Consider the following 20,245-nt stretch of genomic DNA (forward strand, 5'->3'; position numbering starts at 1 on the left):
ACCTGTTCTCGGGCGTCTGCGCTGCCGAAGCATGTGCGGTTCACCTTATCCCGATGGGTCCAGTCGACCGCAACCACTCGGACGGGGGTCGCAGCTGCGACAAAGTCAGAGGGCGGCCTGCACGCGGGCCTGAATCGCCGCCGCGCCTGCCGCATTCAGTTCACCGGAATCCGAGACCATGTCCTCTGAGAAGACCGGCGGGGAGAGAAGGCTGACGTAGTCGGCACCGGTGTCCTTCGCTGCCGCGCGGATGGCACCGTCGATGGCGAGCACCCGCGCGGGAGTCGTCGAGTCGGTGGATGACGGTCCGACCGCGACGATCTGCGCCGTGGGGAGGCCGACCGCCAAGGCCCTGTAGACGGCCAGGATCTGCGCGGCGACTGCCTGGGGATCCTCGGACGCATCGTTGTCGCCAGCCGCGACCACCACGACGGATGCACCTGAGGCGATGACCTCCGGAACCTGCTCGAGCAGGTTCGGGCAGTATCCGTTCGGGCACGACGCGGCGTCGGGTCGCGCGAGGTAGCCGGTGCCTGCGATGGAGAGGTTGTCCTCGTTCCAGTCGTTCGCCGCCGAGAGTGCCGACGTCCACGGATCGACGCCGTCGGCCGCGGACCCGGCGGTCGAGTACTCATCGCCGATGAACGTCGCGACCTTCTCGCCCGGCTCCGGAACTATCGTCGGAAACGTCGTGGCCGCATCGGATGCGGGCGCGCGCGTTACTGACGCCATAGCGAGGCCACCGACACCGACAGCGACGATTGCGAGCGCCGCGAGGCCGATCCGGGCGGCGATTCGCGCGCGCTGGTGATCGAAAGGGAGCGGCATCTGCATATCATGACATACCGTCAAGTCAGCAGAATGCAGATGTTCAGCACGGCCAGGCCACGGGACACGCATCACCCGGGCAGGCCGAGGAACGGTCGACGCCGAACGTGGACGTGATCGATTCCGAACGAGAGAGGGCTCATACGTGATCCGCACTGAGACGTGGGCACTCCTGCGATCCCGCTGGATGATGATCGTGGCGATCACCCTTCTCGGCAGCATCCTGGGCTCCGTGTACGTGCTCTTCAGCCCCCGGGAGTACACGGCCAGCACCCGACTGCTCGTCACCACCGACACCTCGGGAAACGGTGCCGACCTCGTCCAGGGCGGCACCTTCTCACAGCAGCAGGCACGCAACTACAGCAATGTCGCCACGAGCGAGGTGGTGCTGCAACCCGTGATCGAGGCTCTCGGCATCGAGATCACCGTGAACGCGCTCGCCCGCCAGATCTCGGCGAGCATCCCGCTCAACACGTCGATCATCTCCATCGAAGTCACCGACGCGTCGCCCACGCGAAGCGCCGCCATCGCCAACGCCGTGGCCACCAGCCTCGCCAACACCGTGACCCGTCTTGTGCCGACCGAGGCTGATGGCGGAACACCCGTTCGCCTCCAGGTGGTGCAGACTGCAACACCGCCACTGCGGCCATCGTCGCCGAACGCCCCTGTCGCCATCCTGTTCGGCACCATCGCTGCTCTCGTCGCGGCCATCGCCTTGGTGCTGGTGCTCAACCGCATCTCGTCACGGGTGCGATCCGTCGCCGAGGTCCGACAGATCAGCGGGACGACGGTCCTCGGCACAGTGAGCATCGAGCCGGCCGCTGCCGGCCGACCTGTGCTGACCAGCCAGACTGATCGCACGGTCCGTGCCGAGGAGTTCCGGCAGATCCGCACCAGTGTGCACTTCCTCCAGACGGACAGCGATCACAAGACCTACGTGATCACCTCCTCCGTGCCTCGCGAGGGGAAGAGCACGACCTCGATCAACCTCGCGCTGAGCATCGCGGCCATCGGGAAGAGCGTCTGCCTGGTCGAGGCCGATCTGCGCGAACCGTCCATCGGGGGGTACCTCGACCTGGAGGGAAGCGTCGGTTTCACGACCGTGCTTGCCGGGGACGTCGAGCTCGATGACGCCCTCCAGCCCTGGGGTCCCGATGACCTGAGCGTTCTCCTGTCGGGAGCGCTGCCGCCGAATCCGAGCGAGCTGCTCAGCTCGCAGAAGGCCATCGATCTCTTCGCACGTCTCCGCGAACGCTTCGACGTGACCATCATCGACACGCCTCCGATCAACCCGGTGACTGACGCCGCCATCGTCGGCCATCACATCGGTGGAGTCATCATGGTCGTCGGGATCGGTCGGGTGAAGACGAACGAGCTGAACGCGGCCATCGACGCTCTCGGCGTCTCACAGACCCCGGTCCTGGGTACCATCGTGAACCTCGCACCTGCCTCGCGCCCCGGCGCATACCGTGACGCCTACGGCGCGAGTCCTGCGGTTCAGGTCGAGCCGGCCTCGCCCCCATCCGTCTCGACGGCACCGAAGAAGGACCGTAGCCGGTCGGAGGAAGAGGATGCAGCCAGCGAAGCGGCAAACAGCCGCTGAGGAGCCGGCCGACGCCACGGTGGTTGCATCGTCCGCAGGGAGTGTCGCGAGAGTTCTCTTCGTCTGCACCGGCAATATCTGCCGGTCGCCCTATGCCGAACTCCTCCTGCGTGCGACATTGACGGCCGCAGGGGTCGACGACGTGAGGGTGTCCTCGGCTGGGACGGATGCGGTGGAGGATCGCGAGATCGCCGGGCAGATCGGAGCCACGCTGAGAGAGCTCGGAGTGGAGTCGGCAGGATTCAGGGCGCGGCAGCTCACCCGCTCGATGCTCGAGAAGGCAGACCTGATCCTCACGGCGGAACGCAGCCATCGCGCTCTCGTCGTGCGCATGCATCCCAAGGCACTCTCCCGCACCTTCACCATCGCCCAGGCGGGACGCATGTTGAAGTTCGTGCCGACCGGCCCAGTGCTGTCGTCTCCGCTCGACAGGATCGCAGGGCTCACGCATTCCCTGGCCGCCGCTCGTGGACTCGCGGGACCATCATCCGATCACGACGACATCGCTGATCCCTGGGGTGAATCCGATGCTGCCTACCGCCGCGCGACGTCATCGATAGCGCCGGTCGTCACTCAGCTGGCCAGCAGCCTCATCCCGTCACGGCACTCCGCGCGCTGACCGGCGTGTCCACCCATGGCGGGCGGGATCCGCATCAATCGCTACCGACGGCGTAGTAGCTGAGGTCCTGCACGTCGGGCCTCGCCTCGACCACGTGCACGGAATCGGCATCGACCACGACTTTGCCTGCGCGAACGACATCCGCGGAGATCGTCCCGGTCTCCAGCGGGAACGACTGGATGAACTGACCGGCGGCAGCGGTGTAGCTGTGAACCTGCCCGCCGATGACCACCTTCACTTGAGCGGCCGACTTCAGGAACGTCATGACCTCGACCTCGTCTCTCGGTGCGGTCTTGGACCCTCCGAGAGTCGGCTTCATCAGCAGGGACTGGCCCGCCGTCGGCGCGGCGCCTATCTCCTGCACACGGTGGGTGATGTACACGCCCTCTGTCGCCACTGCCGGTGTCGCTCCACTCTTGAACCGCAGCAGGTAGTACCCGTTGATGTCCAGGAAGGCGCTTCCGTGATCGACGGACGGCGCCATGGACGTGCCCTCGCTGTAGTCGTTCCAGGTGACGAGTTGCACCATGTCCGCGCCCTGCGCGATGGCCTGCTCCCAATTCTCGCGGAGAGTCAGGGTGGCCGCGGCCTCGGCGTAGACGCCCTGGTTGGGCCTGACGTCTTGAATGCCGATGCCCGGCATCCACTTCACCCCCAGCGAATGAGCCGTGGCCGCGCGGTTCGGTCGGTTGAGAACTCCATCGGCGTTCCGCGTTCCCCAATCACCGAGGGCGTAGCTGACGGGCGCGTATCGCGTCATATTCGGCACGCTGGAGTCCAGAAGGACTGAGATGAGAGCGATTTTGAAGCCGTAGCGGGACGCGAGAGTGCTCTTCAGCTGAGTCCACCATTCGGGGCTCTGATTCTCCGCCTTGAACGACGAGAGCACGTAACGCCCGTCGGCGAGACGGTAAGCGGACCCTGACGAATAAAGCTCGGCGAGCTTCGCCGAGACGGTCTCGATGCCGGCTGCTCCCGCGGAGGAGGTCATGTCGAGGTTCGGCACGATGACGAACCCATCGCCGACGTTCGATGCGGCCTTCATGAGTCGGGCCGTCGTGTCCCAGTTGCGCCCGGAGAGACTCAACACGTCCACGGTGAATCCGTCGAGACCAGCGCTCTTAGCCTGAGTCACCTCAGTCTCGAGGTCCTTCAACTGCCAGTCGCCACTGAGTGGTGCTCGACCGACTGGTCGATCGCGAAGTAGTCCGCCATAGGCTGCGTGCTTCCCATTCTCACCCGTTGCGGTGAGGTAGTTCCGGCTGTAGTAGTCCGTAGCCGGAGCCTGGTTGTCGAGCGAGATGGGGTACGGAGGGAAGTAGTGCGCGAACACCTTCCGAGAGGGATCGATGGCCCCACTGGCTGTGAATGGGAGGGCATGATCGAGAGATGCGCCCGGATCCGGTGTGGCCGACGGCGTGGGGCTCGCGGTAGGACTTGGGACCACCGTGGGCTTTGGAGTCGGTGACGCAGTGGGCGTTGACGGCGTGGCGATCGACTCGACGGTGAGACGCAGGCGAACGGGATGAGCCGCCGTGTTGTAGATGCGATTGCCGACATAGGGCTGGCTGTAGCGCAGCATGAATGACGTGGCCTTGGTCGTCGAGATCGTGGCGAGGTCGACAAGCGGGAGGTTCAGACGCGTCCCGGGGTTCGGGCGGAGCAAGGAGGAGTTCAACGCATGTGCGCTGTCCGCCGGACGGTTGGAGTCAGTGAGAGTCTTAGCGGACCAAGAGACCGTGACGGGGTACACCTGAACGCCGCCCGATGTTGCCATCGTGGACTTGGGGAGCACTTCGAGGGTGGCACCGACGACGCGCACGTTGCCGAGCTTCGACGTATCGAACTTGATGAATGCCCTGTCAGCTGTGCGCGTGAAGCTGAGGTACGTCGCACCGGCCATCGGCGTCTTGGGGGCGCGGCTCGTGGTCCACGTCGTTTCGGCGGGCGTGAGCACCACCTCGGTCCGCACTGCAGCGGCATCCGACGGCAGAGCCGGGAACGCAACGACGATCAGCGCAGCGATCGCGGCCACAGCGACAGCCACCCGGAGGAGGGGGCGTGGGAGGACGAGGGTCTTTTCCATCGGTTCACTTTCGAGGAAGCGCATGTAGGGGAGGTTGCGCTACCAGTCAGACGAACGACGCGTCGGGGACGACGTCCTGCGAGAAGGAGGTTGGAGTCACACTAGCAAGGCGTTCTCATACGGTCGAATGAATATGAAGAAGCTCTCACGTTGCCGAACCGCCGGCTGCCCCCAGTTCAGGCCTGAAGCACAGTCGATGGATGCGGAGCCGGATGCCCGTGCACCTCGTGGTGCAGTCGCTCCATCGTCTCGTCGAGTCGTGCAGCGGTCTCGGCCGCCTCGGTGAGGCCGTCGACGAGGTGCTGGGGCACCTGGCGGTCGTACTTGTAGTAGGTCTTGTGCTCGAGGCTGGCCCAGAAGTCCATGGCGATGGTGCGGAATTGCACCTCGACGGTGACGGCGACGGGGCCGTCGGAGAGGAACACCGGCACCTCGAGGATCACGTGCAGGCTGCGGTATCCGTTGGGCTTCGGATTCGCGATGTAGTCCTTCATGCTCAGCACGCGCACGTCCTGCTGGGCCGTGAGCATGTCGACGATCCGGTAGACGTCCGAGACGAAGCTGCAGGTCACCCGGACTCCGGCGATGTCGGTGATCGACGAGCGGATCGCCTCGAAGGATGGTTCGATGCCCTTGCGGTCGAGCTTCTCGAGTACGCCATCGGTCGACTTGAGTCGGCAGGAGATGTTCTCGATGGGGTTGTGACCCTCCTGCTCGCTGAACTCCTCGCGCAGGATCGACAGCTTGGTGACTATCTCGTCCATGCCGAACTTGTAGCGCTGCAGGAAGCGGCTGAACTCATCGCGCAGGGCCTTCATCTCAGCCAGGGTGTCGAGGTCGAGGTGCTCGAACAGCTCGCTGGTGCGAGGGGTGAGGAGAGGTCGCGTCAACGCGGTCAGGCGGGTCTTGTCATCCGGGATCGTGTCCACGCTTCGACGGTACCCAGCCCGCCTTTGCGATCCGTGTGAATCGACTACGAAATCGCAGGCGGCGTTCAGAGCTGCGTGTCGGCCACCGAGAAGGTGTCGCAGGCTTCAGCGCCGCCGTCGTAGCCGGCCTGGAACCAGCGTTGGCGCTGCTCGCTGGAGCCGTGCGTCCACGCCTCGGGGTTCACCGCCCCGCCCGACGACTCCTGGATGCGGTCGTCGCCGATCGACGCTGCGGCGTTCAGCGCATCCGCGATCTGAGCCTTCGTGACGGGTTCGAGCAGAGGAACGTCGGAGGCTGCCGTCGGCTGCTCCGAGGCGGCAGCAGCCCAGGCCCCGGCGTAGCAGTCGGCCTGCAGTTCGACACGGACACTGGCGGATGCCGCCCCCGTGGCTCCGCTCTGCGAGGCGTCGATGGCGCCCGTGAGGTTCTGGATGTGGTGGCCCCATTCGTGGGCGATCACGTACATCTCGGCAAGCGGTCCGCCTGAGGCGCCGAAGCGGCTGCGGAGTTCGTCGTAGAAGGCCGTATCGAGGTAGATGCGCTGGTCGGGCGGGCAGTAGAACGGTCCGACGGCGCTCGTCGCGTTGCCGCATCCGGTCTGGGTCGCGTCGGTGAACAGGGAGACGTTCGTCGTGGCGTACGCGGCTCCGAGCGCCGGCGTCTCCTCGGCCCAGTAGGCGTCGAGCGATTCGGCGGCAGCCTCGATGCGGCAGTCGATGTTCGCGTTGGCGTCGGCACCGGTCTCGCAGCCAGTGATCACCTCGTCGCTTGCGGAATCCGATCCGCCTCCCCCGCCCGCACCCACGATGCCCGAGAGGTCGACGCCGAGGAGCTGGCCGATGAGGACGATGGCGATGACGCCGATGCCTCCTCCGACTCCGATGCCGACGTTGCGGCCGCGCTTGGACACCTTGCCGCCACCGAGCTTGGCGTTGTCATCGAACGTCATGCCGCAAACGTAGCGGGCCGCGGTGCCCGGCACCGACCGGTTGACAACGCGGGCTGGTATCAGGCAGGAGGCACCGGCACGGACCTCAACGCCGCCCCGGGCGGCCGGGCAGCGTGAACACTCCGGGCACATCACGGAGCAGGCGGTGAACGCCCAAGGCGATCGCGATCGCCGCGGCGCCGAGCACGACGGGCAGCGCTGCAGCGGCGGGAGCAGGGATGTGCGGAGTCGTGGCGACGAGCACCGCACCGACGGCGAGCAGGGGGAACGCGTGCACCGCGTAGAGGGGCAGGGTGCGGGTGCCGAGGTAGCCCACCACGGTGAAGAACCGCATCCGGCTCATGATCACGGCCAGCGCGATGCCGACGGCCACGGCGAGCAGGCTCAAGCCGAAGAGAACGAGCGGGATGTCGCGGATGCCGCTCGCGAAAGTGAGGCCGATGAGGCCGAGGTAGACGACGCCCAGAGCTGCGGCATGCCACCAACGGATGCCGGGGGCGAGGCGTCGCACGCTGCCGCCGATGCGCAGTGCAAGCAGGAAGAAGAACAGGTAGCGGCCCGTCTTGTCCCACGTCGAGTCGGTCTCCAGGATGCCGGCACTGAACAGCACCGACACGATGCCGGCGAGAGCGAGGGGGATCAGCGCCGGCCAGGAGCGGGTGAGCCACGCGATGGTGAAGAACAGCGGGAGCGCGTAGAGGAACCACAGGTTCTCGTTCGGGATGACGGCGAGGGTGACGATGTTCCAGAGTGGGCTCGGTTCTGGCTCGATCGAGGTCGGTGGAAGCAGCGCGAGGAAGAGCTGCTGCAGCAACACCCAGAGCACGTAGAGGTAGATGAGCAGTGCCAGGCGCCGCTGGAACAGCGCCCGGTAGCCCAGCGTGACCGCCCGCGCGCCGAGCACGCCCGACATGAAGAAGAACAGGGGCATTCGGAACGTCTCGAGCATCGGATTCGCCCGGGCTCCGGGCACGTCGACGCCGGCGAGACCGAGGTACATCGTCGCGTGGTAGAGCACCACCAGCACGATGGCGATGCCCTTTGCCGTGTCGATCCAGCGTTCACGCACGACCGGCGCAAGCACAGGCTGCTCGACCGCCGCGACGGTGGATCTCCCCCTCATCCCTGCAGGCTAGGGCGATCTCCGCCGCAGACGAGGAATCGTCACGTGACGTTCACACGGCGCGTGCCGGACGGTCAGCCCGCGAAGCGGTCCGTCGCCTCGATGAGGGCATCGCGGATGCCCGGCTCGTCGAAGGCGTGACCGGCATCCGGGATCATGCGGAAGTCGGCCTGCGGCCACGCCCGGTGCAGGTCCCACGCCGTCATCGGCGGCGTGCAGATGTCGTAGCGGCCCTGCACGATGACGGCGGGGATGTCGTGGAGCTTCACCGCGTCGCGGATGAGCTGCCCCTCCTCCCACCAGCCGCCGTTCATGAAGTAGTGGTTCTCGATGCGTGCGAACGCGACCGCGTAGTCGGGCTCGGTGAACTTCGCGATGGTCTCCTCCTGCGGCAGCAGGGTGATGGTGGAGGACTCCCAGCGTGACCAGGCGATGGCAGCAGGGCGGTGCACGGCCGGGTCGGGGTCGTTGAGGAGCCTGCTGTACGCGGCGATGAGGTGGCTGCGCTCGGCCTCGGGCACCGGTGCGATGAAGCCCTCCCAGAGGTCGGGGAACATGGCCGCCGCGCCGCCCTCGTAGAACCAGTCGAGCTCGATGCGGCGCAGCGTGAAGATGCCGCGGAGGATGATCTCGGTGACCCGCTCGGGGTGCGTCTGAGCGTAGGCGAGGGCGAGGGAACTGCCCCATGATCCGCCGAGCACCTGCCAACGGTCGATGCCGAGGTGCTCGCGCAGCTTCTCGATATCGGCGACGAGGTGCCAGGTGGTGTTGGCGCTGAGGTCGGCCTCCGGCGCGCTGACGTGTGGGGTGCTCCTGCCGCAGCCGCGCTGGTCGAGCAGCACGATGCGGTACTTCTCGGGGTCGAAGAGCCGACGCTGGGTCGGGCTCGTGCCGGCGCCGGGTCCGCCGTGCAGGAACACGACGGGCTTGCCGTCGGGGTTGCCCGAGGTCTCCCAGTACATCTGCTGGCCGTCGCCGACGTCGAGCATGCCGGTGTCGTACGGTTCGATCTCGGGGTAGAAGTCGCGCATCAGGCAACGATAGGCGAAGACGGCAGGCGCGCGTAGGGTCGGACCATGGCGAACTCACTCGCGACAGTGACCATCACCGGTGCCGGGGGGCAGATCGGCTACGCCCTGCTGTTCCGCATAGCGTCTGGCCAGTTGCTCGGACCTGACACGGCCGTGCGCCTGCGACTGCTGGAGATCCCGCAAGGACTCCGCTCCGCCGAAGGCGCCGCCCTCGAGCTGCAGGACTCGGCGTTCCCCCTGCTTCAATCCGTGGACGTGACGGATGACGCCGGCAGCGCCTTCGACGGCGCCAACGTCGGCCTGCTCGTCGGATCGCGACCCCGCGGCCCCGGCATGGAACGCGGCGACCTGCTCGCGGCCAACGGCGCCATCTTCGCCCCGCAGGGCGCCGCGATCAACGCCGGAGCCGCCGACGACATCCGCATCGTCGTGGTGGGCAATCCGGCCAACACGAACGCCTTCATCGCCAGCGCTCATGCGCCGGATGTTCCCCGCGAGCGGTTCACCGCTCTCACCCGACTCGACCACAACCGCGCGCTCGGCCAGCTCTCCGAGGCGCTGCACACCCCGGTGTCGCAATTGCGCGACGTGATCATCTGGGGCAACCACTCGGCGACGCAGTTCCCCGACATCGCGCACGCGACGGCCGGCGGACGGAGCGTGGTGGAGATGCTCGACGAGCAGTTGGGGGCGGATGCCGCCCGCGAGTGGACACGCGACGTCTTCATCCCGCGGGTGGCCAAGCGCGGCGCCGAGATCATCGAGGTGCGCGGTTCGTCATCCGTCGGCTCAGCGGCCAATGCGACCATCGACCACATTCACGACTGGGTGAGCGGCACGACGCACGGGTGGACCTCGGCGGCGCTGCCGTCCGACGGTTCCTACGGTGTGCCCGAAGGCATCGTGTCGTCGTTCCCCGTGGAGTCGGTCGACGGGCAGTGGCGCATCGTGCAGGGTCTCGAGCTGAGCGCCTTCGCCCGCGAGCGCATCGACGCATCGGTGACCGAACTCGTCGAGGAGCGCGAGGCTGTGCGAGCGCTGGGCCTCGTCGGCTGACGGCGTCTCGCGAGCGCTCGGTCGCTGGCTACGCTGGAGACATGGCCCAGCGACCCGCACAACGACCAGCCCCTGAACCCGAGCGCGCTTCACGTCGCTCTCAGATCATCATCGGCGTCATCGTCGGGCTCATCGTCGGCCTCGTGATCAGCCTGTTCAGCGGCTTCTGGCTGTGGCTGGCGGCCGGTGCCGCCGTCGGGCTCGCGTTCGGCTCGTTCATCAAGCCGCCGCTGAAGTAGGCCGGCAACCGGGCAGACGCCGTCGTCGATGAATCTCGATACGGCTGCTCGCTCCGCTCGCGGCCTACTCGATCAGCGGTAGGGGCGCTCGCGGCCTACTCGATCAGCGGTAAGGGCGCTTGCGGCCTACTCGATCAGCGGTGCGAGATCAGCGCTTCTTGGCCTTGAGGGTCTTCTCGTCGACAGGGGCCTTGCCCGAGGCACGGAGCTCGGCGTAATAGGCGCGGGCCTCGTCCTGGCGCTCCTGCTCGGCGCCGCTCGCGATCGACGCGCGCAGGTGCTCGGGCTTGTAGCCGAAGGCGTTCACCAGGTCGAGCGCGTGCGGACGCAGGCGGGAGATCAGCCGGTCGACGTAGGCGGTGACGGCCTGGGCGCGCTTCGCGGAGAGCCTGCCGTTGATGAGGTACCAGGCCAGGTGCTTCTCGATCAGGCCGAGGCCGAAGAGGTCGCGCACCCAGGTGAGCACCTCCTTGGTGCCGGCATCCGTCGTCTTCTCGAGGGCACGGGTGAAAGCCTCCCACTGCAGCAGCTCGCCGTGGGCGCGGGCGGCCTCGATGAGCTCGTTCTGCTGCGAGTTGAAGAGGTCGGCCGCGGCCTGCTTGCCGAGCTTGCGGCTGTCGCGCAGGCGGCCGCCGATCTCCGAGATCATGGTCTCGACGCGGTCGGTGAGCAGCTCGCGCTGGGTGACCGGGTTGCGCAGCTCTGACACCGAGCGCGCGGTCGAGCCGAAGTCGGCGACGGTCTGCGCCAGACGGCGGAGCCCCGTGCCATGGTAGGCCCGCTCGACGCCCTGCTCGACGACGTAGCGTGCGAGGGCGCCGGCATCGGCCTGGGCGAACTTCTTCGAGTAGTCGGTGAGCAGGCGCTTGGCGACGAGCTGCAGGAGCACGTTGTTGTCGCCCTCGAAGGTGACGTAGACGTCGAGGTCTGCGCGCAGGCCGACGAAGCGGTTCTCGGCGAGGAAGCCGGCGCCGCCGCAGGCCTCACGGGACTCCTGGATGGTGTCGAGCGCAGCCCAGGTCGACAGCGGCTTGAGCGCCGCGGCGAGGGTCTCCAGGTCCTGCCTGTCGTCATCGGTGTCGGCCTTGCCGCTGAACACCGAGTCGAACTTCACCAGGAACTCGTCGTGGGCGAAGGTCTGCGCGTAGGTCGTCGCGATGCGCGGGATGAGACGGCGCTGGTGACGCTGGTAGTCGAGCAGCACCTCCTCGTCGGTGTCGCTCGCCGCGTTGAACTGCCGGCGCTGTGCGGCGTACGTCACGGCGATGGTCAGCGCCATGGCCGAGGCCTGCGTCGCGGCCCCGTCGAGGGAGACCCGACCCTGCACCAAGGTGCCGAGCATGGTGAAGAAGCGACGGCCGGGGCTCGCGATGGGGCTCGTGTACGTGCCGTCCTCGGCGACGTCGCCGTAGCGGTTGAGCAGGTTGGTGCGTGGGACGCGCACGTTGGTGAAGTGCAGGCGGCCGTTGTCGATGCCGTTCAGGCCACCCTTGAGGCCGTCGTCCTCGCCGCCGATGCCCTTGAGGAAGCCACCCTTGCTGTTGCGGATGGGCACGTAAAACGCGTGCACGCCGTGGTTGACGCCCTTCGTGATGAGCTGGGCGAAGACCACGGCGGCTGTGCCGTGCTTGGCCGCGTTCCCCAGGTAGTCCTTCCACGCTCCGCGGAACGGGGTGTTGATGACGAACTGCTGCTTCTTCTCGTCGTACGTCGCGGTGGTTCCGATGGAGGCGACGTCGGATCCGTGCCCCGTCTCCGTCATGGCGAAGGCGCCGGGCACCTTGAGCGTCATGGTGTCGGGCAGGAACGTGAGGTGGTGGTACTCGGTTCCGAGGTGGAGGATGGCGGCCGAGAACAGTCCCCACTGCACTCCCGACTTGATCTGCAGGCTCGGGTCGGCCGTGACGAGCTCCTCGAAGCCGGCGATGTTGCCGCCGTGGTCGTCCATGCCGCCGACGGCCTTCGGGAAGGCGCGGTGCACCCCGCCGTGCTCCACGAGCAGCTTGAGCTGGCCCAGTACCCGCTCACGGTGCTCCTCCATGGGCTGGCCGTCGATGCGCTGCATCTCGGGTCGCGCCGTGAGCTCACGCGAGGCGAGCCGAACGTCGGCCCAGGTTCCGAGGAGCTGACGGCCGAGCTGCTCGAGGTCCACACGCGGGGCTCCGGGCTGGCCCGGAACCGTGATGGGGCCGGTGTCGACGGTGGGGCGGATCGTCTCGTCGACGTTCTGGTGGGCAGTCGGGCGAACGGCAGTGTCAACCATCGGTGGTCCTCACATCTCGCAGTAGGGGTCTGCCCCCACGGTACGAGCGCAGTCCGGGGAGGGGAAACCGTGCGTGGCGGCGGCACAAACCCGGAGCGGATGCTGCCGCGACGAGTTGGCGGCATCCGACAAAAGCCCGCGAAACGGCTGGGAGGGGTACGACAACGAGACCGAGCCGACCTCGGTGTTCAGCGACGGAAGAATGAAGCGGCGCGTCCGGTCCAGAGCAGCAGGATGACCACCAGTGCGATGAACGCCGTGATGAGCGCGCTGATGAACTGCGAGGGTGCCGCGAACAGCAGGAAGAGGGCGCCGGCGAGGGTGATGACCTCGAACGCGGTGACGAGCACGCGCGCCCCGTTACTACCGCGCAGCAGGCCTCTGGCGATGAGGATGATGAGGACGCCGATGATGATGTACATCACGCCCGAGATGGTGACGGCGCTCTTGCTGTCGAAGTCGAGGATGATGGTGGCGTCGTCCTGGTTGAAGAGCAGGATGATGCCCGCGACGATGTCGAAGGCACCCTGGATCCACGCCAGGACGGCGATGAAGGTGACTCCGCCGGGGCGGCTGACCGTCAAGCTCATGGGGCTCCTCACTCAGGGGTGTGGTGCTCAGGCTATCGAGGCGGCGCCAGCGGGGGAAGAGCCGTCGACTCGCGGCGGCATCCGTCAGTCGTCGTCGCGGAAGTAGACGTTGGCGGGCTTCGTCCAGAGCAGCACGATCACGACGAGCGAGGCGAGGATGCCGAGCCACGATCCGAAGAACGCCGTCGGCAGCAGGAGGGCCGGCACGAGCGAGGACAGGATCGAGATGCCGTGGGCGCCTGTCGCGACGATGCGCGCCGTGTCCTTGCCGCTCAGCACCCCGCCGCCGGCGAAGAACAGGATGGCGCCGAAGAGCAGGGCGAGCGCGGCGGAGACGAACAGCTGGACCGCGCCGCCGAACTCCAGCACCACGACGCTCACGCCGGACTGCGCCAGCAGCAGGATGCCGGTGACGATGTCGATGGCTCCCGCGAGCCAGGTGAGCCCGCCGGCGACTGTGACGACGACTGGTCTGCTGTAGGCCATGGGAGTGAGCATAGCGAGTGGAGGAAGCCGAGGGACCTGTGGCGGGGTCCCTCGGCTTCGGCGGCGGCAGCGCCGGCTCGGCCAGCGGGGTGGGAGCCGACGCCGGTGAGAATCTAGGCGCTGCGCTGGTACGCGCGGAAGGCGCGGGTCGCGACCCAGGTCAGCACCAGGGTGAACGCCGCCAGAAGGCCGATGTGGCCCCACACGCTCGCCCAGTCCGGGTTCGCCTGCAACGCTTCCCGGCCGGCCACGACGGCCCATTCGAACGGGTTGAAGGCGGCGACGTCGGCCACCCAGTCCGCCGAGAGGCTGGTGTCCATCAGGGCGGAGCTCAGGAACATCAGCGGAATCGTGATGAGCTGCGACAGGCCGATGAGCACGGTCTGGTTGCGGGCCAGCAGCGCTGCCGCGTTCGACAGTGCCGAGAACGACGCCGTGAGCAGCATCGCTGCAAGCACCATGATCAGGATGCCGAGGACTCCGCCGTCGAAGCGCGCGCCGCAGAGCCAGGCGACTCCGAGAACGATGAAGGTCTGCACGACGGTGAGGACGGCCTGGTAGATCAGCGTCGCGGTCATGAGCGCCCCGCGGTTCGTGGGCGACGTGAGCAGGCGGTCCATGACACCGCGATCCATGTCCTCGATGTAGCTCGTTCCGGCCCAGGCGCTGCCGAACAGCGCCATCATCATGACGATGCCGGGGGTGAGGAACTCGAGGTAGCTCGAGCCTCCCTCGAATCCCGGGATCTCGACGACGGACTTGAACAGCTGGCCGAAGAGCAGGAGCCAGATGAGCGGCTGCACGATGTTCATGACCAGGAACGCCGGGATGCGCACGGCCGCGCGCAGGTGCCGCAGGGTGAGGTAGCCGGTGTGCGCGAAGAATCCTGCTCCGGCCGGTCGGGCATAGCTCGCGGGACGCGCGGGCCGGGTGGGTGCGGTCAGGGTGCTCATGATGCTGCCTCCTCGAGGCTGGTCGCGGCATCCGTCGTCGGGTGGGCGAACCCGTCCTGGGCGGCGGCGAATGAGTGCCCGGTGTGGGCGAGGTAGACGTCGTCGAGGCTCGGCCTCGAGACCGTGGCGGATGCGACCCGGAGGCCATCGGCGTCGAGGACGGCGAGTGCGAGTGGCAGGGCTGCGCCGCCGTCGTCGGCGCGAGCTCGGATGATCCGGCCGGCCTCGACCGTCACGTCGCGCAACTGAGGGATGCGCTCGATCGCCGTGAGGGCAGCGGCCAGGACTGCGGAGTCGCGCAGCTCAAGCACCACGGCGTCTCCGCGCAGGCTGCTCTTGAGCTCTTCGGGCGTGCCCTCGGTGACGATGCGGCCGTGATCGACGATGGCGAGGCGATCGGCCAGCCTGTCGGCCTCTTCGAGGTAGTGCGTCGTGAGCAGCACTGTCATGCGGTCGTTCCGCGACATCCTCTCGATCTCGGCCCACATCTCGGCCCGCGCCTCGGGGTCCAGGCCCGTGGTCGGCTCGTCGAGGAACAGCACCTCGGGGCTGTGCATCAGCCCGATGGCCACGTCGAGCTTGCGCGCCATGCCACCGGAGTAGGTCTTCACCTGGCGACCGGCTGCTGCCGTCAGGCTGAAGCGGTCGAGCAGCTCGTCGGCGCGGGCGTGCGCCGCCTTCGTGCTCATGCCCTGGAGCTGACCGGCGAGCACGAGGTTCTCGACGCCGGTGTCCATCGGGTCGGACACCTGCTTCTGGGCGACGAAGCCGATGGCCCGCCGCACCTGCTCCGGGTGCCGCCGAACGTCGATCCCGGCGACGAATGCGGCACCGGAGTCGGGGTGGCTGAGCGTCGAGAGGATCTTCACCGTCGTCGACTTGCCGGCGCCGTTCGGACCGAGCAGCCCGAAGACCGTTCCGGCCTCCGCGCTGAAGGTGAGCCCGTCGAGGGCTCGGAGCGGTGGCTTGCCGCGTCCTTGTGAATACGTCTTGATGAGATCGACGGCTTCCAGGGCCGATCCCGGTGTTGCTGCAGACATGCTGCGCTCCCTTGTTCTCGAAGTGATTCATTCGAGTCGTCGCAGGGCGCGCCGGTAGTCTGGCAGCGCACTGGGGTCTCAGGTCGGCTCATCGCCGGACGACTCGGTTGCCAGGCGGTTCGGATGTTCCAGCATCCGGACCGCCGTTCTGGTGTCAGGCGGTTCGGATTTCCAGCCCGACCGCCGTCGTGTTGCCAGGCTGTTCGGATGTTCCAGCATCCGGACCGCCGTTCTGGTGTCAGGCCATCGGCCTCCTCGGCGCGGGCATCCTCAGTCCCTCCGCGGGGCGAAGAGCATGCGGGCGAGCACGAGCATCATGACCACGAAGCCGCCGAGCAACGCCAGCCACGACCACAGCAACCCGATGGTGAAGCTCAGCACGATGAAGGCGGCGAAGGCGACGATCCAGATGACAGCGGTGTAGATGCCGAAGCGGGCGGCGGATTCCGGGTCCTCCTCGAAGCGGTTGCCGACCGCGGACTCCCGCTGCGCCTGGCGCAGCCAGGCCTTGTGGCGGTTCGTCTGCGTGGCGCCGAGGAACGAGAACAGCACGATGCCGGCCACGAGGCCGACAGCCGCGAACGCGATTCCCCAGAGGGGGACGACCTCGAGGACGAGAAGCGCGCCGAAGCCGAGGCCGTAGAGAGTGAGGAATGTCGCGAGGGCATAGCCGGCGGCGCGGCGCTGCGGCATGGGGTGGTTGGTGGTCGTCTCCTGGACGAGCGCGTCGCCGACGATCCAGCCGATGGCCGTCGCTCCGATGCCGAACAGCAGGATGGTCACACCGAGCGGGAGGACCAGCACGCCGGCAGCAGCGAGTCCGGCGACCGCCAGTGCCGCGACCGCGACGATGGATGCGGCGACGATGCGCACGACGAAGGCCGGCTTCGGACGGACGTGGGCCGTCCTGTAGGCCGCGTTCTGGTTCCATCCGGATGCCCGAGGGGTCGCGGCGCCCGCTGAACCGTGGGTGGTGGCGCCGTCGGGAGAGACGGAGGGGCCGACGGCTTCGGCGACGAGTTCGTGCACATCGCCGAGTTCGTCGATCGCCTGGCGGGCGGCATCCGTCGCCGTCGTGCCCGAGGCCTCGAGATCGGCGACCCGGGCCATGAGGTTGGCGCGCACCTCCTCTTTGAGGTCTTGGGCGTCGGGGGTCATCTCGACTCCGAGGAAGGCCTCGTCGAGCAGCCGGTGGATGTCGCCGCCGGGGCGGCTGGAGGTGTTGTCAACCATGGGTCGTGTCCTTCACGTCGAGAAGAGAGTCGATGATGCGGCGGGTCGCGACCCACGCCGCGACGTTGCCGTGGAAGACCGCACGGCCGGCGTCGGTGATGCGGTAGTACTTGCGACGGCCGCCCTGCGTCTCGTCGCCCCAGTACGACTCCACCAGGCCGTCCTTCTCGAGCCGGCGATAGGTGGCGTACAGGGTCGCCTCCTTGATCTCGTGCTCGCCGCCGGTCGCATCGCGGATGGCCTTGTAGATCTCGAAGCCGTAGCGGTCGGCACGGCGGAGGAGCCCGAGCACGATGGTGTCGGTGTGGCCGCGCAGCAGGTCGGCAGCGAACGCACTGTTCTCACCGGCCGGTCCTGTCGAGGCATCCGTAGCTTTCATCACGTCGAGTACTATATCACACACAGTACTTGGGTCGACAGGCTACTCAACTCGCTGTCCAGTCGTCGGTTGCGGCCCCCGGAGGAGCATTCGGCCCCGACATGACCGACAGGCCGACGGGTAGTTTGTGGGGATGGAGCTGCCAGAGGTCACCGTCCGGACCGCGACCCTCGCCGACGCCGATGCCGTATGGCCCATGGCACGCGACTTCGCGACGACGTTCCGCCCGGAGGAGGAGGCCTATCGGGCGACGTTCCCGTTGCTGCTCGAGGATCCGGATGCCCTGCTCATCGTGGCGGAGGCCGATGGCCGCGTCGTGGGGTACCTGCTCGCCGATGCGCATCGCACCTTCCTCGCGAACGGACCTGTGGCCTGGGTGGAAGAGGTGAAGGTCACGATGCGGCGCTCGGGCGTCGGATCCGCGCTGATGGCGGCAGCGGAGGAGTGGGCGCGCGATGTGGTCGGGGCGCCGTACCTGGCGCTGGCCAGCCGACGGGCCGGGGACTTCTACGCGGCGCTCGGCTACGAGGAGTCAGCCGTGTTCTGGCGGCGGATGCTGTAGATCCCGTCTGTCGAGCAGCACTGCGAATGATCTCGACCGGCGCTGCTGCTGGACGCTACTGGATCATCGAGCGGTCGTGACGACGGCGATGAGCCCCTCACCGTAGGCCTCGAGCTTCTTCTGCCCGATGCCGGAGATGCCGTCGAGATCGCCGAGCCCCTGGGGTCGGGCCTGGGCGACGGCACGCAGGGTGGCATCGCCGAAGACGATGTAGGCCGGCACGCCCTGCTCCTTCGCCTGAGCGGCCCGCCACGTTCTGAGCGCCTCGAACAGCTCGACGTCGGCCGGGCTGAGATCGGCGAGAGCGGCGGACGACTTCGCGGAACGCCCCGACGACCGACCCGTCGAACGCTCGGGCTCGGTGCGGAGCGCGACCGTGCGTGCTCCGGAGAGGACGTCGGCCGAGGCATCCGTCAGCGACAGCGTTCCGTAGTCTCCGACTGCGGCCAGGAGTCCCTGCGCCAGGAGCTGTCGCGCGACGCCACGCCACTGCTGGTCACTGAGATCTGCGCCGATGCCCCAGGTTGCGAGGCGCTCGTGACCCCACTGTTCGGTGCGCGGGGTGGCCTTGCCCCGGAGGATGTCGACGATCTGCCCGGCGCCGAACGACTGGTTGCGCTCGCGCTTCAGCCTCACGATGGTCGAGAGCAGCTTCTGGGCCGGAACCGTGCCATCCCATGCCACGGGAGGATTGAGGCAGGTGTCGCAGTTGCCGCAGGCGGTGCTGGGCTGCCCGAAGTAGCTGAGCAGGTTGACGCGTCGGCACTCGACGGTCTCGCACAGGGCGAGCATGGCATCGAGATGAGCCGACTGGCGGCGGCGGTGTGCGAGATCGCCGGGCGACTGGTCGATCATGCGGCGCTGCTGCACGACGTCCTGCAGGCCGTAGGCGAGCCACGCCGTGGACGGTTCCCCGTCGCGGCCCGCGCGGCCCGTCTCCTGGTAGTAGCCCTCGACGGACTTGGGCAGGTCGATGTGAGCGACGAAGCGCACGTCGGGCTTGTCGATGCCCATGCCGAACGCGATGGTGGCGACGACGATCACGCCCTCCTCGCGCAGGAACCGCGACTGGGTGCGCATGCGCAGTCCTGCGTCGAGGCCGGCGTGGTAGGCGAGCGCGTTCAGGCCGTTGGCACGCAGGAACTCGGCGGTCTTCTCGGTCGTCGCTCGCGACAGGGCGTAGACGATTCCGGCGTCGTTCGGGTGCTCGGTGCGGATGAAGTCGAGCAGCTGCTTGCGCGGCTCGTTCTTCGACACGATGCGGTACTGGATGTTCGGACGGTCGAAGCTGGAGACGAAGTGCCTGGCGCCCTCGAGGTGCAGGCGGTCGGCGATCTCGCGGTGCGTCGCCTCGGTGGCTGTGGCCGTGAGGGCGATGCGCGGAACGTCGGGCCAACGCTCGGCGAGGTCGCCGAGTGAGAGGTAGTCGGGCCTGAAGTCGTGACCCCACTGCGACACGCAGTGCGCCTCGTCGATGGCGAACAGCGCGATGGAGCCGCGCTCGAGGAAGCGCTTGGACTGTTCGCTGTTGAGCCGCTCGGGGGCGATGTAGAGCAGGTCGAGCTCACCCTCGACGTAGGCGCGTTCGACGCGGGCGCGCTCGGCGGGGTCCTGCGTGGAGTTGAGGTAGGCGGCGCGCACGCCGACGGCCAGGAGAGCGTCGACCTGGTCGTGCATCAGGGCGATGAGCGGCGAGACGACGATGCCCGTGCCTTCGCGGAGCAGCGCCGGGATCTGGTAGCAGAGGCTCTTGCCGCCACCGGTGGGCATGAGCACGATGGCGTCGCCGCCGGCGGCGACCTGGCCGATGATGTCGGCCTGCTCACCGCGGAAGGACTCGTAGCCGAAGACCGTGTGCAGCGCCTCGGCCGCCGTCGCGAAACGGGGCGGCGCGGCGCGGGCGACGAGGGTGGCCGTGGACGACGCGGATGCAGCGCCGCGGGCAGGCGGTGCTGAGCGGGCGAGCTCCTCGTCGGACGGCGGGAGCCAGCCGTCTTCGGGCGGCGCCCAGTCGTCGAGGGGAGGTGCAGCGTCGTCGAACGGGAACCCGTCGAAGCCCTCATCGGGGTCTGGGATCTGGTTCCGTTCGGCGTTCCAACTCACCCGGCGATTCTATGCGGCAGGGCCGACGGTGGAGGCTGGGTGCTGGTGGGGTGGGGATGGTTCGCCGCTCGCTCCCCTCGCTGGTCGAGTAGCCCGCGAGCGCAGCGAGCAGGCGTATCGAGACCACTCTCACGGTGACGGGGCGCCATGGTGAGAGTGATCTCGATACGTG

The 20,245-nt window shown here is 67.8% G+C and carries 19 protein-coding genes; 5 read left to right on the forward strand and 14 right to left on the reverse strand.

Translation table 11 applies throughout. The annotated features are described in order from the left end of the window. Positions 1–105: 105 nt before the first annotated feature. The gene (locus ASF30_RS14340; protein ID WP_055907931.1) at positions 106–828 is read right to left on the reverse strand and encodes an SGNH/GDSL hydrolase family protein; all 723 of its coding nucleotides are present in this window, start codon (positions 826–828) and stop codon (positions 106–108) included. Positions 829–973: 145 nt separating this feature from the next. On the opposite strand from ASF30_RS14340, the gene ASF30_RS14345 reads away from it, so the two are divergent. Continuing rightward, complete coding sequence (locus ASF30_RS14345) at positions 974–2,431, forward strand: polysaccharide biosynthesis tyrosine autokinase (RefSeq protein ID WP_055907933.1); 1,458 nt, start codon at positions 974–976, stop codon at positions 2,429–2,431. Then, on the forward strand, positions 2,400–3,050 hold the full coding sequence (locus ASF30_RS14350) for an arsenate reductase/protein-tyrosine-phosphatase family protein (RefSeq protein ID WP_082467827.1): 651 nt from the start codon (positions 2,400–2,402) through the stop codon (positions 3,048–3,050). The genes ASF30_RS14345 and ASF30_RS14350 overlap by 32 nt, the downstream gene beginning before the upstream one ends. A 34-nt stretch (positions 3,051–3,084) precedes the next feature. On the opposite strand, the gene ASF30_RS14355 is transcribed toward ASF30_RS14350, so the two are convergent. From ASF30_RS14355 to pip, 5 genes are all read right to left on the reverse strand, one after another. Next, positions 3,085–5,136 carry an endo-1,3-alpha-glucanase family glycosylhydrolase gene (locus ASF30_RS14355; protein WP_162240769.1) on the reverse strand — a complete coding sequence of 684 codons (2,052 nt, stop codon included), beginning with the start codon at positions 5,134–5,136 and terminating at the stop codon, positions 3,085–3,087. A gap of 176 nt (positions 5,137–5,312) precedes the next feature. Further along, positions 5,313–5,954: a GTP pyrophosphokinase gene (locus ASF30_RS14360; RefSeq protein ID WP_082467917.1), complete on the reverse strand. Its 642-nt coding sequence runs from the start codon at positions 5,952–5,954 to the stop codon at positions 5,313–5,315. Positions 5,955–6,130: 176 nt separating this feature from the next. Next, positions 6,131–7,015, reverse strand: a complete 885-nt coding sequence (gene ypfJ, locus ASF30_RS14365; protein ID WP_055907939.1) for a KPN_02809 family neutral zinc metallopeptidase — start codon at positions 7,013–7,015, stop codon at positions 6,131–6,133. 85 nt (positions 7,016–7,100) lie between these two features. Beyond that, positions 7,101–8,138: an acyltransferase family protein gene (locus tag ASF30_RS14370; protein ID WP_082467829.1), complete on the reverse strand. Its 1,038-nt coding sequence runs from the start codon at positions 8,136–8,138 to the stop codon at positions 7,101–7,103. Positions 8,139–8,212: 74 nt separating this feature from the next. Continuing rightward, the gene (pip, locus tag ASF30_RS14375) at positions 8,213–9,169 is read right to left on the reverse strand and encodes a prolyl aminopeptidase (protein ID WP_055907945.1); all 957 of its coding nucleotides are present in this window, start codon (positions 9,167–9,169) and stop codon (positions 8,213–8,215) included. A gap of 45 nt (positions 9,170–9,214) precedes the next feature. Here pip and ASF30_RS14380 point away from each other — a divergent pair, with 45 nt between their 5' ends. Both ASF30_RS14380 and ASF30_RS14385 read left to right on the forward strand, forming a co-directional pair. Beyond that, on the forward strand, positions 9,215–10,225 hold the full coding sequence (locus ASF30_RS14380; RefSeq protein ID WP_055907948.1) for a malate dehydrogenase: 1,011 nt from the start codon (positions 9,215–9,217) through the stop codon (positions 10,223–10,225). 41 nt (positions 10,226–10,266) lie between these two features. Then, positions 10,267–10,464, forward strand: coding sequence for a hypothetical protein (locus ASF30_RS14385; protein WP_055907951.1), 198 nt, complete (start codon positions 10,267–10,269; stop codon positions 10,462–10,464). 148 nt (positions 10,465–10,612) lie between these two features. On the opposite strand, the gene ASF30_RS14390 is transcribed toward ASF30_RS14385, so the two are convergent. The 7 genes from ASF30_RS14390 to ASF30_RS14420 form a co-directional block, all read right to left on the reverse strand. Continuing rightward, a complete protein-coding gene (locus ASF30_RS14390; RefSeq protein ID WP_055907955.1) occupies positions 10,613–12,727 on the reverse strand; it encodes an acyl-CoA dehydrogenase family protein in 2,115 nt (704 codons plus the stop codon). A gap of 188 nt (positions 12,728–12,915) precedes the next feature. Further along, complete coding sequence (locus ASF30_RS14395) at positions 12,916–13,317, reverse strand: DUF7144 family membrane protein (RefSeq protein WP_055907958.1); 402 nt, start codon at positions 13,315–13,317, stop codon at positions 12,916–12,918. A gap of 84 nt (positions 13,318–13,401) precedes the next feature. After that, complete coding sequence (locus ASF30_RS14400; protein ID WP_157497431.1) at positions 13,402–13,803, reverse strand: DUF7144 family membrane protein; 402 nt, start codon at positions 13,801–13,803, stop codon at positions 13,402–13,404. A 113-nt stretch (positions 13,804–13,916) separates the two neighbouring features. Beyond that, positions 13,917–14,756, reverse strand: a complete 840-nt coding sequence (locus ASF30_RS14405) for an ABC transporter permease (protein ID WP_055907963.1) — start codon at positions 14,754–14,756, stop codon at positions 13,917–13,919. Next, positions 14,753–15,796 (reverse strand): ATP-binding cassette domain-containing protein, encoded by a 1,044-nt coding sequence (locus tag ASF30_RS14410; protein WP_055907967.1) that lies wholly within the window; start codon positions 15,794–15,796, stop codon positions 14,753–14,755. Before ASF30_RS14410 ends, ASF30_RS14405 begins: the two co-directional genes overlap by 4 nt. A gap of 270 nt (positions 15,797–16,066) precedes the next feature. Continuing rightward, on the reverse strand, positions 16,067–17,029 hold the full coding sequence (locus ASF30_RS14415) for a permease prefix domain 1-containing protein (protein ID WP_055907970.1): 963 nt from the start codon (positions 17,027–17,029) through the stop codon (positions 16,067–16,069). Further along, positions 17,022–17,408: a PadR family transcriptional regulator gene (locus tag ASF30_RS14420; RefSeq protein ID WP_055907972.1), complete on the reverse strand. Its 387-nt coding sequence runs from the start codon at positions 17,406–17,408 to the stop codon at positions 17,022–17,024. The genes ASF30_RS14415 and ASF30_RS14420 overlap by 8 nt, the downstream gene beginning before the upstream one ends. Positions 17,409–17,541: 133 nt before the next feature. Between ASF30_RS14420 and ASF30_RS14425 the strand changes: the two genes are divergently transcribed. After that, complete coding sequence (locus tag ASF30_RS14425) at positions 17,542–17,970, forward strand: GNAT family N-acetyltransferase (RefSeq protein ID WP_055907975.1); 429 nt, start codon at positions 17,542–17,544, stop codon at positions 17,968–17,970. Positions 17,971–18,033: 63 nt separating this feature from the next. Here the strand turns inward: ASF30_RS14425 and recQ are convergent, their stop codons facing one another. Continuing rightward, a complete protein-coding gene (recQ, locus tag ASF30_RS14430) occupies positions 18,034–20,073 on the reverse strand; it encodes a DNA helicase RecQ (RefSeq protein WP_235480341.1) in 2,040 nt (679 codons plus the stop codon). Positions 20,074–20,245 lie beyond the last annotated feature (172 nt).

Source organism: Leifsonia sp. Leaf264, assembly GCF_001422325.1.
Taxonomy (GTDB): Bacteria; Actinomycetota; Actinomycetes; order Actinomycetales; family Microbacteriaceae; genus Orlajensenia.